Source organism: Candidatus Nitrohelix vancouverensis (assembly GCA_015698305.1).
Taxonomy (GTDB): Bacteria; Nitrospinota; Nitrospinia; order Nitrospinales; family VA-1; genus Nitrohelix; species Nitrohelix vancouverensis.
The window spans coordinates 2,086,562-2,099,745 of the sequence record CP048620.1 but is presented as its reverse complement, the minus strand read 5'-3'; the positions used below and the strand labels follow the sequence as shown (position 1 = coordinate 2,099,745).

The window sequence follows — 13,184 nt, the reverse complement described above, 5'->3', positions numbered from 1 at the left end:
CGGTCTCGCCGCATCGGGAGATAAAACAAGCTCTCTTTCACAAGCTCTCAAAATCACTTTATGCCTCAAAGTATCGAAGAAATATCCCAGATCGTAAAACAAACCGGCGAATTTGTTCCCAGAGTAATGAACGAATTGAACCGGGTCATCGTCGGACAAGACTACCTGCTGGAGCGTTTGCTCCTTTCATTACTGACTGAAGAGCATGTCCTGCTTGAAGGCGTGCCGGGTCTGGCGAAGACCACCTCGGTCAAGGCGCTTGCCAACACGGTGCATGCAACTTTCAGCAGAATCCAGTTCACGCCCGACCTTCTACCCGCAGATATTCTGGGCACCCAGATTTATCAACCGCAAAAGGGCGAGTTCACGATCAAGAAGGGCCCCCTGTTCGCCAATATCATTCTGGCGGACGAAATCAATCGCAGTCCTGCAAAAGTGCAAAGCGCCTTGCTCGAAGCCATGCAGGAACGACAGATCACCATTGGCGGAGAAACCTTCCCGCTCGAAAGCCCCTTCATGGTCATCGCGACCCAGAATCCGATCGAACAGGAAGGCACCTACCCGCTTCCCGAAGCTCAGATCGACCGCTTCATGTTCAAATTGAAAGTCGGCTACCCCAGCCGAGAAGAAGAAATCAAAATCATGCAGCTCATGTCGGCGCGAAAAGAGTCGCCTTCTCTGAACGCCGTTATCGGGCCAGAAGATCTGCTCAAAGCCCGCACCGTGTTTGAAAAAATCTATATCGACCCGAATCTGGAAGACTATATCGTCAGTCTGGTGACGGCAACCCGCGACCCGTCGCAATGCAATCTGCCCGATCTCCAGCCTCTCATCCAGTTCGGCGCCTCGCCGCGCGCCTCGATTTTCCTGCACCGCGCCGCCAAAGCCCATGCCTTTTTGCAAGGCAGAGGCTATGTGGTGCCGCACGACGTTAAATCCATCGGCATGGACGTGCTTCGGCATCGCATCATACTGTCCTATGAGGCCGACGCGGAAAACGTCGACGCCGACGAAATTCTGAAGAAGATATTCGATACGGTTGAAGTTCCTTAACGCCCGATCCTCATGGCTCTGAACGCATTTTCAAAAATCCGCGATTTTTTGCTCCCGCCGCCTCTCCACGAAGCGCCAACGACGCAAACAGCTTCCAGCGAATTGCTGAAAAGAGTACGCGCCATCCAGATCAAGACCAATCACCTGGTCGACGACGTGATGGCGGGCGAATACCACACCGCCTTCAAGGGACGCGGAATGGAATTCAGCGAGGTGCGCGAATATCAACCCGAAGACGACGTGCGCCTGATCGACTGGAATGTTTCCGCAAGAATGAATCAGCCTTATGTGAAGGAGTTCATTGAAGAACGGGAACTGACGGTCATGCTGATGGTGGACGCAAGCGCATCCGGCAATTTTGGCTCCGTTCAAAAACGTAAAAACGAAATCGCCGCTGAGACGGCTTCCATCCTCGCGTTTGCCGCAATCAAAAATAATGATAAGATCGGTTTGATCGTTTTCACGGACCGGATTGAACGTTTCATTCCGCCCAAAAAAGGCAAGGCGCATGTCTGGAACATCATACGCTCCATACTGGACTTTGACCCGGAAGGCAAAGGCACCGACCTGAATCTGCCGCTCGAATATCTGGCCAAGGTTCAAAAGAAAAAGGCCGCAACTTTTTTGATCTCTGATTTCCAAACGCAGGGTTACGAGAAAGCCCTCAAAATGGCGAAGCAAAAACACGATCTCACCGCCATCTATATCCGCGACCCCAGAGAAAAAGAAATGCCCGACGTGGGCTGGATTCAACTTGAAGACGCCGAGTCGGGTGAAATCATGCTGGCTGACACGGGAAACGCCGAAACGAGACGCCGCTATCAGGAAACCTGCGAACAGTCCTACCAGACTCGCTTGAAAACATTCCGGGCGATGGGAGTGGGAGTCATAGAAATCGACACCGAACGCCCGCTGACCGGGCCGATCATTCGCTACTTTAAAATGAGAGAAAAACGCCGCTGATATGGATCACGATAACCTCGATACAAAAACGCCCAAGGTCAGCATGGCCATCAAAATACCCATTCTGATTTTAACCCTGCTCACGCTGGCAGCTTTGGGAGCGGTCTTTAACAAAATGATGAGTTCTCCTTTGCTGAAAGGAAAAAAACCGGCAAAAGAAATCGCGGCGGAAAGCCCTTCGCCCTGGGTCGGTCAACTTCCTGACCTGGCTCTAAAACTGGAAGAAAACGGTCTCGTGGAAGAAGCGCTGATCTATTATGTTCGCTATCTTGAGAAATCGCCCGTTCAGGGGCTGGAAAGAGCGGAAATCGCGCATCGCGTCGGCTTGCTCTATCAGAAACTGGGCAATTGCTCCGAAGCTCTGGTCTGGTTCTTTCACTCCGAAATCAACCAGCCGGAACTGGAACTGCAATCAACGCTCAATAAAAATATCGACGCCTGCATGGCGTCGCTCCGCAACGTAAGGAAATGAAACAGCGGCCTCGCACTCTTTTAGCGGTTTTGGTTGCGGCGCTCCTCCAAATTGTCGCTTCTCTGGGCGGGCCGGAAATCGCGTTCTCCGCTCCAGCGTCTCCCCCGGCGCCGCAGTCGCCGGTTTCCGTCACAGTCGACGTCTCGCCCAAAGAGGGATTGCTCGGCGATCTTTTCATGTGGACCCTGAAAGTCCAACGCGATGCGGACATCGCAATCATTCCACCGAGCGTTGAATCGGTCGACGGTTTCGATATCGTCAATCAAACGCGCCTCCCGGACAAAACGTCGGACAGGGGTCAGATTCTGGAGAGCTACCAGATTCAACTGCGCGCGGATCGAATCGGCGAACTGGTTCTGCCCGAACAAAGCATCCAGTTCGAAGCGCCCGCATCGTCAGGCGAAATGGTTCCCGGACAAATCAGCGCGCCCGCTTCATCCGTTTCCATTCAATCCTTGTTGCAACTGCAGGGCGACGCCAATGATATTCGCGACATCAAACCCTTGAGGCACGCGCCGCCCGATTACACATGGGCCTACTATTCCCTGCTGGCGCTCGCTCTTCTGGGCTGGGCCTTTTACTGGCTCCGCCAGCGACGTCGCGCCGCACCGCCTGAAACGGCGAGCGCGGTCGAAGATTTTCTGCCACCGGATGAGGAGGCCCTGCGAGCGCTGGAGCAAGTTCGCAAGGACCACCCTGAACCAAAGGCCTGCAACGCCATTGAACTTCGCCAGCTTTATTTCACCTTGTCTGAAATCTTCCGTCGTTACCTCGAAAAACGCTTCGACTTTCCTGCGCTGGACTGGACCAGCGAAGAAATTATAAAATGGAGCGAGAGCGATCAACGCTTTGATCCGGCGACCCACTCGCAGATGAGCCGCCTGCTCAAGCGAACCGACCTGATAAAGTTCGCGCGCGCGCAGGCGCCCTTGACCTCGGACGATCTGGAGGCAATTCGCTCTTTCGTGATTCAGACCCGAACCGCGCCGACCCTGGAATCCGTTCAAGAGAAGCGTCCGTCCGCAACAATGGCCGATTCGTCATGACCTTTCTTCGTTTTCAAGACCCCTATTTTTTAGCTCTGTTGCTCCTCTTGCCCCTTTTCATATGGAGTCGCCGCAGGAGCAAAAAAATCGCCTTTAGCTTTCCCTCGCTCCAAACAATGAAAACGGCGGACGGCGCAACGCATTCTTTCATCGAGTTCATTCCTGACGGCTTGAAAATCCTGACCGCCATCCTTTTGATTCTGGTTCTCGCCCGCCCGCAGGAGGGAAAGAAAATGACGGAGATCCTCTCACGAGGCGTCGACATCGTTCTTGCTATCGACGTCTCTGGAAGCATGCGGGCGCTGGACTTCAGTTCCGAAGAGCAACGCATCACGCGGCTGGATGTCGTTAAAGATGTGGTGAGCCAGTTCATCGACCAGCGCGACTACGACCGCATGGGGATGGTGGTCTTTGGCGCCGAAGCCTACACGCAATGCCCGCTGACCCTGGATCATTCGGTGTTGAGACAATTTCTCGACCAGCTCGAAATCGGCATGGCGGGAGACGCGACGGCGATCGGTTCCGCAATCGCAATTTCCGCCAAACGTCTGAAAGACCTCGAATCCAAATCCAAAGTTGTGATTCTGTTGACCGACGGACTCAGCAACGCCGGGGCCTTCACCCCCCTGCAAGCGGCGGAGCTTGCGGCGGCGCACAACATCAAGGTCTATTCCATTGGCGTGGGAACGCGCGGGCAGGCGCCCTTTCTGGTCGATACCTTTTTGGGGCCTCAATATGTGTATCAGGATGTTGAAATCGACGAAGAATCCCTCAAACAAGTATCGGCCCTGACCGGCGGCAAATACTTTCGCGCCACCGACCCGCAGTCGTTAACGGAGATCTACGAGCAAATCGACCGCCTCGAAAAATCCGAAGTGAAGACCTTCGACCATTCTGAATACAAAGAACTGTATCCCTACTTTCTGATTCCAGCCTTGTTGTTGATGATCCTTGACTTGACGCTCAGCCAGACCCTTCTCAGGAGGATTCCCTGACCATGCGTTTCGCCGAACCGTCTTACCTGCACCTGCTCTGGCTATTGATTCCCGTCGGCCTCTTGTTGATCTGGGGCTTGCGCCGAAAACGCGAGTTGATCCAGATTTTCTTTGGCGCGGAACAAGGCGCCCGCCTGGTATCCGCCCGCTTCATGAATCTGCAAAAAAAACAGGCGCTCTTTTCAGCGTTGGCTCTGTTTTTTGGTTTGCTGGCGCTGGCGCAACCGCGCTGGGGTTTCGAGTGGCAGGAAGTCCGGCGCGAGGGCGTCGATATCATCATCGCGCTGGACGTCTCCAACAGCATGCTCGCGCAGGACCTGAAACCCAGTCGGCTGGAACGGGCGAGACGCGAGATTTCCGATTTTCTGAACCTGTTGCAGGGCGACCGCGTGGGCCTCATCGCCTTCGCCGGAACCGCCTTTGTTCAGTGTCCCTTAACGCTGGACTACTCTGCGGCGCGCATCTTTCTGAATTCCCTCGACGTTGATTTGATCCCCGTGCAGGGAACCAATCTTGGAGAAGCCATCCGTTTATCCCTGCAATCCTTCAGCGCCACCGAGAAAAAATCCCGCGCCCTCATACTGATCACCGACGGCGAAGATCAGGAGGGTATGGCGGAAACAGCCGCCAGGGAAGCCCTGGAAGCCGGAGTTAAAATTTTCTCGATAGGCGTCGGCGCAGAAGAAGGCGCGCCCATCCCCTTCCCCGGCGGATTCAAAAAAGACGAAGCGGGAGAAGTCGTCCTCACTCGACTGGATGAGAGCGCCCTGAAATCCATCGCGGAAATTACAGGCGGCGGTTATGTGCGATCCGTGTCCGGTGATATGGATCTGGAGAACATCTATTTCGAGCAACTCCAGAAGAAAGTGGATTCCCGACAACTCAACACCCAGCGCGAGAAAAAATGGCAGGAACGTTTTCAATGGGCAGCGCTCCTGGCTTTGATATTCCTACTGATTCCATGGACATTCGACCGGAAAACCGCCTCTGAAAAATCGTAAAATTTCGGTCGAAATACCTTAATTCACCGCAATTTTTTGATAGAATGTAGGAGAACTACAACCGCTTGTCTTGACTTCGACATTAGCGGATATTATGTAATGGGTATTGCGGGGCATTTGACCGCCGGGTCTGGTTTGTCCGACCTGAATTACCACTGAATCAAACTATAATTTTTAAGGATATATAATGGAAAGTTTAGATCGTACAATGAGCGTAGATGCGGTAGCCGCTGAGAATCAGCGCTTTATGGTTCGCGTTTATAACTGGATGACGGCGGGAATCGGCGTGACGGGCGCAATGGCTTTTTACGTGTCCAACAGCGAAACCATGTCATCCATGATCCTGGGCAACGCCATCGTACCTATCGTTCTCATCATCGCTCAATTGGGCCTGGTCGTTTACCTTTCCGGCTGGGTTCACAAAATGAGCGCAAGTCAGGCAACCGGCATTTTCCTACTGTACGCAGGGCTGACCGGACTGACCTTTTCGGCTATTTTCTTGATGTACACAGCCGCGTCGATCACATCGACCTTCGTCGTGACAGCGGGCACCTTCGGCGCCATGAGTTTTTACGGTTACACAACCAAAAAGGATCTGACCTCTTGGGGAAGTTTCCTGTTCATGGGTCTGATCGGTATCATTCTGGCGTCGGTGGTCAACATCTTCATGGAAAGTAGCGCGATGCACTGGGTCATCACCTACGCCGGAATCCTGATTTTCGTGGGACTGACCGCGTATGACACGCAACGTATCAAGGAGATGAATGTTCTGGGCAACGAAGGCACCGAAGAAGACACCAAAGAAGCGGTTGTTGGCGCCTTGACGCTGTACCTGGATTTCATCAACTTGTTCCTCATGCTTCTGCGAGTGATGGGCGATCAACGCGAATAAAAGATTGACTCCGGCGGAGCCGGCGAAAGTACCTCCGAAAAGTTTCCGCCAGATTCTGGCGGAAACTTTTTTTTTGTCCTGACTGAGTTATGATTCTTTCCAGATACATACACCTGCTATTGACCCTGCACCTGCTGACGCTTGGGGCTTCACCCGCTTTTGCCAATGAGGCGGAATCCCTCTATCAACAGGGAGACTACGAAAGCGCCTCGCAACATTTCGAGACGGAAACACGCGAGAACCCCGAAGATTTAGCGATTCAGTACAACCTCGGCAACAGTCGCTACAAGAGCGGGAAATTCGACCAGGCGCTGGAATCCTATCAACAATCGGGGGTCGCGCCTGAGAATCCCGAGTTGCAACAATTTGCAGTTTATAATTCCGGCAATGCGCTGTTCAAAATGGGAAAACTTAAAGAAGCCGAATCGGCCTTCAAAAAATCCCTGGAGTTGAATCCCAAAGATATGGACGCTAAATTCAATCTGGAATTTGTCCGCAAACAACTGGAAGAGCAGAAAAAAAAGCGCCAACAAGACGACCCCAAACAACAGAACCAGAATAAAAAACCCAAGGAAGATAAGGACGCCGATCCATCGCAATCAAGTCAACAGCAGGGGCCAGACTCTGGAAATCAGCAAAAAAATCCGCCGCCATCAAACTCTGGCGGCCAGACTCAAACTGCTAAAAACCAGCCCCCGCGCCCCGGCGAAGGGAGAAGCAGACTCTCGAAAGAAGAAGCCGACCGACGCCTGAATGCCATCTCAGAAAACAGAAAAGAATTGATCCAAAAACAAATTGCTAAAAACCAAGCTAGCAAAAATCCGCCAAAGGTTGACTGGTAAATCAATGAGGGGAAAGAAACATCCATGGATCAGCATTTCCCGCCAAGTCCTGTTCGCCCTGCTCCTCTGCATCAGCGCTGCCAAAACCAGTCCGGCGGCTGATATCCATGCAGTCGCATCGGTCGACAAGACCACAATATCGCTTGAAGACGTGCTGGAATTAAAGGCAACCTTAATGGGCGTGCAAAGCGCGGCGCGCCCCGAAATGCCGCGAATGCCCGCATTTCATGTTCGCCCTGGCGGAACCGCTTCGTCCACGCAAATAATCAACGGGAAAGTCGCCTCCAGCGTCAGCTATCATTACCATCTGATTCCCAAAGAGAAAGGGTCTTATACTATTCCCCCCATTGTTTTTAACGTTGCGGGAACACGCTACCTAACAAAGCCCATACAGATTGAAGTCGTCGACAAGATCAAGGTAACGAATCAAAGCAATGCCGATGCCTTTGTCGAAGCGTCGGTGTCCAAAACCGATCCTTATGTCGGCGAACAGATCGTTTACACCTTCAAGTTGTTTCGCAAAGTGGACGCTCAAAATCTGGAGCTGGAAACTCCCTATGACCAGTTATATTTTCGAAAAGAGAGTCTGGGGAACTCCAAGAAATACGAACAGGTCGTCAACGGAGTCCAGTACAAGGTTCACGAACTTCCCATTGCCTATTTTCCAACGCAGGCGGGCAAGACTTCCATCCCACCTGCTATCCTTGAACTCGACTTGCTCCGTTCCAGTGCGCAAGGGAAATTCCCCGGTCGCTCTTCGTTTGACTCTTTTTTTAACGATCCGTTTTTTCGCTCTCAATTACGCTCCGAACACAAAATCCTGCGAACGTCTCCCATTCAATTGAACGTGCGCCCTCTCCCGAAAAAAGGCAAACCTGCTAATTTTTCCGGTTTGGTCGGCGACTTCAAAATGCGCGTATCTCTGGGAAAGACGACCCTCAATACCGGCGAAACTACAACGCTCACAGTGATTTTATCCGGCACGGGGAATGTGGGTGAAGCGACTGTCGGAGCGCCGGAATTGCCCGAGCATTTTAAAATTTATCCCGATCAACCCGTATTGAAAGCCGATATTCGAAACTCCCGGCTCGGAGGAGAAAAGAGTTTTAAATTCGCCCTTGTCCCACTCAAGCCAGGTCGATGGGATATCCCTGTCCCAACTTTCACGTTTTTCGATCCAGCCCGGAAACTCTATATGGACCTTAAAGCTGAACCCACGTCTCTGACGGTGATGGGCGTTGAAGCCAAAGAACCGCTCTCGCAATTTGACGCCTCAGCCGAAAACAGAACAAACACAGGGAGCCGAACATCTGGCGACGAACTCTTCCCGATTCACACCGACCTGAGAGATTTCAGTAATCAGAAATTTTCAGGCATCGACTGGGCTTTGATCCTTGCGGGATTCACGTTTCCGCTTGCAGGTTATTTTTACCGGGCCCGCCGCTACCAAAAAACTTTGCACAGACAATCGCACTCAGCCTTTTACCGAAGCAAGGAGGCCCTCGCGCTTGCCTTGTCGCGCATTCAACAGTTAAAGGATCAGCCCTCTGCCAAACCCAAGGAAATCGTACGGGACCTGTCTCAAATCCTTCGCGAATACGCTGGCAACAAATTTGATTTAGACAGCGCGGCTTTCACCTCCGAGGAACTGTCAAATCTCAGTTTGAGCGATGAGGAACAATTGCAAATCGCCCGATCGCTCGGCGCCATGTTGAAAAATTTTGAGAGACTTCAATTTTCTCCGACGGCGGAAATCAATGGCCCCGCGCTCATAAATACCGCGTTGGAAACATTGCAGGAGTTTGAAAAGGTCTCATGAAAATCACGACTTTCCTATTTCTCATTCTTGCGATCTTAATTGGCGCCGACCCTGCCTTCGTAGAAGGATCTGAAAAAAATCGGCTCGATACCATTCAGCAAGGCAACGCATTTTACCTTGAAGGACGGTATGAGAAGGCGATCACAGCCTACGAGTCCGCTCTCAGCCCCGAATACAACAATGGCTTTCTGCATTACAACCTGGGCAACGCCTATCTGCGGTCAGACTCTTTGGGTCTCGCGATCCTGCACTATTTGAAGGCCCGGCAATGGATTCCAGACAACGACGAACTCGCCGCCAATCTTCGTTTGGCTTTTTTGAAAACCAAGGATCGCTCATCGGCCCTGGAGACGGACGAATCGAACCCTGTTTTTTTCTGGATAGATTCTATGAATTTTAAAGAAACGATTTGGATCTGTCTGGCGTTCTATGCACTCTTTTGGGGAATCATGGCAGTCTGGCTCTACAAGCGCACGAAGGTATGGAGTCAAATGCGGTGGCTCGCCTTGACGCTCTTTATCTTCACGGCGGCGGGATCAGGGCTAAAATTCTTTCAATACAATTCGTCCCCGCTTGGAGTGATACTCGCCTCGACGGTCGAGGTCAAGTCGGCTCCCGGCCCGGACAATACAACGGTTGTCGAATTGCATGAAGGCGCCGTTTTCAAAATCCATCAACGGCGCGAGGGATGGAATCAGATATTGATTTCAAAGGGAAAATCGGGCTGGGTTCCCGAACAATCTCTCGGATTGCTCCCTTAACTCCCGGTTTCGACAAATGCGTCGATCAAGTCCAGAAACTCATTAATCTTGAAGGGCTTATCAATAAAGCGCTGGAAACCCAAATCCAGTATGGCGGCCTTTTCTGAAGGGATCACGTTCGCGCTCAAAACCCACACAGGGATGCCCGCGGTTTCCTCGATGCCCTGAAGCATTTCAAACGCTTCGGTTCCATCAATTTCAGGCAGGTTCAAATCCATAAGGATCAGGTCCGGTCGATGCTGTCGGGCCAGCTCGATGCCCTCTCTGGCGTGTCCCGCCAAATGGATGGTGATCCCGCGCAAATCGTTGAGGATCCTTTTCACCAGGGCCTGATTGTCAGGATTGTCTTCAATATAAAGAATGCTCGGCTCAGCCCGCGAACCGGGTTTTCCTGAATTTCCATCCTCTGCTTCATTGGACATGGCAACCTCTTTTCAGTACGCCGCTGACAAGATCTTTTCCGAAAGCGCCAGAATCAAAAAACAAACCAACGACTAATTTCGCGTTGACGCTCCCGAATTCCGCTGAGTTTCAACAAAGCCGAACGTCCTGCGCTGACAACGCGATTGAAATGGCATTTTAAATTAAAAGGGCCTAAATTAATATTACTGGTTGAAACTATACAACTTTTTTTATTTGCGATCATGACGGACTTCGTACCAAAAACACCGGGAGGTTGGGGCGCCATCGGCTTTTCATTGAAAATGGCGAACCGCGCAGGCGGCTTGTTTCCAATGATGAAAGCTCTGATGAGCAAGAACAGCTGTAAAAGTTGCGCTCTGGGAATGGGCGGGCAAAAAGGCGGCATGACCGATGAAAAACGCATGTTTCCCGCCGTCTGCAACAAATCCTTCATGGCCCAGGCTTCGGACATGCAAGGCGGTTTGCCAAAGGATTTCTTTACCGCGCATTCGGTCGCACAACTTGAGACCTGGGATCCGCGTCAACTGGAATTGAGCGGACGGTTGACCGAGCCGGTCATTCACGAAGACGGCGCCAGCCATTACCGCAGGATTTCATGGGAAGAAGCCTTTGATCGCGTCGCCAGCGAACTGAAGGCCTGCCCGGCGGACCGCGCCTTTTTTTACTCCAGCGGTCGCTCGTCCAACGAAGCCGCGTTTCTGTTGCAAATTTTTGCGAGAATTTTTGGCACCAACAACGTCAACAACTGTTCCTATTTTTGCCACCAGGCATCCGGAGTCGGCCTGGCGCAGACGCTGGGAACCTCGACTGCCACCGTTCAGTTGGAAGACCTCGACAAGACCGACCTGATATTTCTGATCGGCGCCAACCCCGCGTCCAATCACCCCCGCTTTATGAAGACCTTGATGCAGATTCGCAGGCGCGGCGGAAAAGTGATTGTCGTGAACCCGGCCCGGGAACCCGGCTTGCTCAAATTCAGCGTGCCTTCCGATCCGCTCAGCCTTCTATTTGGGTCTGATATTGCAACGGATTATCTGCAACCGCATATCGGCGGCGATTTGGCTCTGTTCAAAGGCATCGCCAAAGCCGTGCTGGAATTGGGCGCCGAAAACGCATCTGCGATGGAACAATCGTTTATCAACGACCACACCGAAAATTATGATGCTTTTAAAAACGATCTCGAAGGATCGAGCTGGGAAGAACTGGAAACGGCCTCCGGTTTATCGCGCGAGCAGATGGAGGCAACGGCTCGACACTACGTCGACGGAAAAAATGTGGTGTTTGCGTGGGCGATGGGAATCACGCATCATTTGCATGGCGTCAACACCATCCATTCCATCGTCAACCTGGCCTTGATGCGGCAAATGACTGGAAGACCCCACGCAGGTCTGCTTCCCTTACGCGGTCATTCCAACGTCCAAGGCGTCGGCTCGATGGGATTTGTGCCGCAATTGAAATCCGCATTCATGGACAATTTACAGCAGAACTATGGCTTTTCGCCCCCAGCCCAAACGGGAATGGACACCCTTGCCTGTATTGAAGCGGCGGCGAAGGGCGGAATCGATTTCGCCTGGAATCTGGGCGGAAATTTATACGGCTCAGCGCCCGATTCGCAATTTGCCCGCGCGGCGCTGTCCAAAATCAATTTCAGCCTGTACATGAACACCACCTTGAATCAGGGACATTTTCTAGGACGCGGCAAAACCACGTTGATCCTGCCGATCCGGGCAAGAGATGAGGAACCGGCTCCCACCACGCAGGAGAGCATGTTCAGTTTTGTGAGATTGAGCGACGGCGGTTTGAACCGTCATCCTCAAGCGAAAAGCGAGATTGAAATCATCTCCGCTATCGGGCAGAAGACCAATCTGCCCGGCCCGGTTTCCTGGAAGGACCTGGGCGATGTCAAAAACATACGATCCATGATTGGAAGCGTTGTTCCCGGATTTGAAAAAATGCTTGAGATCGATCAAAGCAAAAGCGAATTTCACATCAGCGGTCGTTCCCTGCACACGCCTCAGTTTCCGACGCAATCGGGAAAAGCCAGATTTCAAGTTTGCAATTTGCCCGGCCTGAAGAAGAAAAACTCAACCCTCGAGTTTAACTTGATGACCGTGCGTTCCGAAGGACAGTTCAACACGGTCGTCTATGAAAATCATGACAATTATCGAGGCATTAATTCAAGAGACGTTGTCATGATCAGCCTTGAGGATATGGAGATCCTTCAATTGAAAGAAGGGGATCGGGTTACGGTAACAAGCGCGACCGGGCGCCTTGAAAACCAGAGAATTGTCTCGTTCCCCATAAAAACCGGGAATTTGATGATGTATTATCCCGAGACAAATGTTCTGATTTCGAGAGAAATCGACGCTTCTTCCAGAACGCCCGCCTTCAAAAGCGTGCGGGTTTCTTTGACGAAAGTCTGACAAGGCCGCGGCCTGATCCAAAAGTATCATGCTCACACTCCTGGATCGGCGCCGGTGAGAAATCCTGCAAGGTTGGCTCGTTTCGACGCTTCCTCATGGTTGTAAATTCGGATCATTCGATCCATCAACTCCTTCAGCTTTTTATCCTGCATCAATTGCATGTACTCTTTGTAAAAGGATGCAGACGTCGACTTGTCAGGAGTCTGCCCGACAATCGATCCAAAGCCCGTGAGTAACCAGCAAATATTCAGATCGGTGTACAAACACAGGTTGGTCAGGGTCTTTGCCGATGGAAGACATTTGTTGTTTTCGATATCCGACAGGGACCCTTGAGAAATCTTGATCTTATCCGACAGATCTTTCAGCTTGAAGGACATCGATTTCCTCCACGCCTTCATCCTCTGCCCGACCGTTTTAAAATTTTTTTCTTTTGCGCTATCGTTCATAGCCAGATTACTCCCAATGATAGATTCTAAAAGTTGACTCTTCTGAAA

The 13,184-nt window shown here is 51.8% G+C and carries 13 protein-coding genes; 11 read left to right on the top strand and 2 right to left on the bottom strand.

The window, feature by feature from the left end:
* Window positions 1–60: 60 nt before the first annotated feature.
* The 10 genes from G3M78_09670 to G3M78_09625 all read left to right on the top strand — a co-directional run bounded on the left by G3M78_09670 (window position 61) and on the right by G3M78_09625 (window position 9,844).
* Window positions 61–1,053, top strand: a complete 993-nt coding sequence (locus G3M78_09670) for an AAA domain-containing protein (protein ID QPJ65646.1) — start codon at window positions 61–63, stop codon at window positions 1,051–1,053.
* A 12-nt stretch (window positions 1,054–1,065) separates the two neighbouring features.
* Complete coding sequence (locus tag G3M78_09665) at window positions 1,066–2,016, top strand: DUF58 domain-containing protein (GenBank protein QPJ65645.1); 951 nt, start codon at window positions 1,066–1,068, stop codon at window positions 2,014–2,016.
* A gap of 1 nt (window position 2,017) precedes the next feature.
* Window positions 2,018–2,488: a hypothetical protein gene (locus G3M78_09660; GenBank protein QPJ65644.1), complete on the top strand. Its 471-nt coding sequence runs from the start codon at window positions 2,018–2,020 to the stop codon at window positions 2,486–2,488.
* Window positions 2,485–3,534 carry a hypothetical protein gene (locus G3M78_09655; protein QPJ65643.1) on the top strand — a complete coding sequence of 350 codons (1,050 nt, stop codon included), beginning with the start codon at window positions 2,485–2,487 and terminating at the stop codon, window positions 3,532–3,534. The genes G3M78_09660 and G3M78_09655 overlap by 4 nt, the downstream gene beginning before the upstream one ends.
* A complete protein-coding gene (locus tag G3M78_09650) occupies window positions 3,531–4,529 on the top strand; it encodes a VWA domain-containing protein (protein QPJ65642.1) in 999 nt (332 codons plus the stop codon). Before G3M78_09655 ends, G3M78_09650 begins: the two co-directional genes overlap by 4 nt.
* A 2-nt stretch (window positions 4,530–4,531) precedes the next feature.
* On the top strand, window positions 4,532–5,530 hold the full coding sequence (locus G3M78_09645; GenBank protein ID QPJ65641.1) for a VWA domain-containing protein: 999 nt from the start codon (window positions 4,532–4,534) through the stop codon (window positions 5,528–5,530).
* 184 nt (window positions 5,531–5,714) lie between these two features.
* Complete coding sequence (locus tag G3M78_09640; protein ID QPJ66823.1) at window positions 5,715–6,422, top strand: Bax inhibitor-1/YccA family protein; 708 nt, start codon at window positions 5,715–5,717, stop codon at window positions 6,420–6,422.
* A gap of 89 nt (window positions 6,423–6,511) precedes the next feature.
* Entirely contained in the window at window positions 6,512–7,264 is a 753-nt protein-coding gene (locus G3M78_09635; protein ID QPJ65640.1) for a tetratricopeptide repeat protein, read from the top strand.
* A gap of 4 nt (window positions 7,265–7,268) precedes the next feature.
* Window positions 7,269–9,083: a protein BatD gene (locus G3M78_09630; protein QPJ65639.1), complete on the top strand. Its 1,815-nt coding sequence runs from the start codon at window positions 7,269–7,271 to the stop codon at window positions 9,081–9,083.
* Window positions 9,080–9,844 (top strand): tetratricopeptide repeat protein, encoded by a 765-nt coding sequence (locus tag G3M78_09625; protein QPJ65638.1) that lies wholly within the window; start codon window positions 9,080–9,082, stop codon window positions 9,842–9,844. The genes G3M78_09630 and G3M78_09625 overlap by 4 nt, the downstream gene beginning before the upstream one ends.
* On the opposite strand, the gene G3M78_09620 is transcribed toward G3M78_09625, so the two are convergent.
* The gene (locus G3M78_09620) at window positions 9,841–10,266 is read right to left on the bottom strand and encodes a response regulator (protein QPJ65637.1); all 426 of its coding nucleotides are present in this window, start codon (window positions 10,264–10,266) and stop codon (window positions 9,841–9,843) included. The genes G3M78_09625 and G3M78_09620 overlap by 4 nt on opposite strands.
* Before the next feature lie 222 nt (window positions 10,267–10,488).
* Here G3M78_09620 and G3M78_09615 point away from each other — a divergent pair, with 222 nt between their 5' ends.
* On the top strand, window positions 10,489–12,690 hold the full coding sequence (locus tag G3M78_09615) for an FdhF/YdeP family oxidoreductase (GenBank protein QPJ65636.1): 2,202 nt from the start codon (window positions 10,489–10,491) through the stop codon (window positions 12,688–12,690).
* A 32-nt stretch (window positions 12,691–12,722) separates the two neighbouring features.
* On the opposite strand, the gene G3M78_09610 is transcribed toward G3M78_09615, so the two are convergent.
* Entirely contained in the window at window positions 12,723–13,136 is a 414-nt protein-coding gene (locus G3M78_09610; GenBank protein QPJ65635.1) for a helix-turn-helix transcriptional regulator, read from the bottom strand.
* Window positions 13,137–13,184: the final 48 nt, after the last annotated feature.

Excerpts from the sequence above, each read along its gene's own strand:
- G3M78_09670 (QPJ65646.1), top strand. The coding sequence starts at position 61 with ATGCCTCAAAGTATCGAAGAAATATCCCAGATCGTAAAACAAACCGGC.
- G3M78_09665 (QPJ65645.1), top strand. The coding sequence starts at position 1,066 with ATGGCTCTGAACGCATTTTCAAAAATCCGCGATTTTTTGCTCCCGCCG.
- G3M78_09660 (QPJ65644.1), top strand. The coding sequence starts at position 2,018 with ATGGATCACGATAACCTCGATACAAAAACGCCCAAGGTCAGCATGGCC.
- G3M78_09655 (QPJ65643.1), top strand. The coding sequence starts at position 2,485 with ATGAAACAGCGGCCTCGCACTCTTTTAGCGGTTTTGGTTGCGGCGCTC.
- G3M78_09650 (QPJ65642.1), top strand. The coding sequence starts at position 3,531 with ATGACCTTTCTTCGTTTTCAAGACCCCTATTTTTTAGCTCTGTTGCTC.
- G3M78_09645 (QPJ65641.1), top strand. The coding sequence starts at position 4,532 with ATGCGTTTCGCCGAACCGTCTTACCTGCACCTGCTCTGGCTATTGATT.
- G3M78_09635 (QPJ65640.1), top strand. The coding sequence starts at position 6,512 with ATGATTCTTTCCAGATACATACACCTGCTATTGACCCTGCACCTGCTG.
- G3M78_09630 (QPJ65639.1), top strand. The coding sequence starts at position 7,269 with ATGAGGGGAAAGAAACATCCATGGATCAGCATTTCCCGCCAAGTCCTG.
- G3M78_09625 (QPJ65638.1), top strand. The coding sequence starts at position 9,080 with ATGAAAATCACGACTTTCCTATTTCTCATTCTTGCGATCTTAATTGGC.
- G3M78_09620 (QPJ65637.1), bottom strand. The coding sequence starts at position 10,266 with ATGTCCAATGAAGCAGAGGATGGAAATTCAGGAAAACCCGGTTCGCGG.
- G3M78_09615 (QPJ65636.1), top strand. The coding sequence starts at position 10,489 with ATGACGGACTTCGTACCAAAAACACCGGGAGGTTGGGGCGCCATCGGC.
- G3M78_09610 (QPJ65635.1), bottom strand. The coding sequence starts at position 13,136 with ATGAACGATAGCGCAAAAGAAAAAAATTTTAAAACGGTCGGGCAGAGG.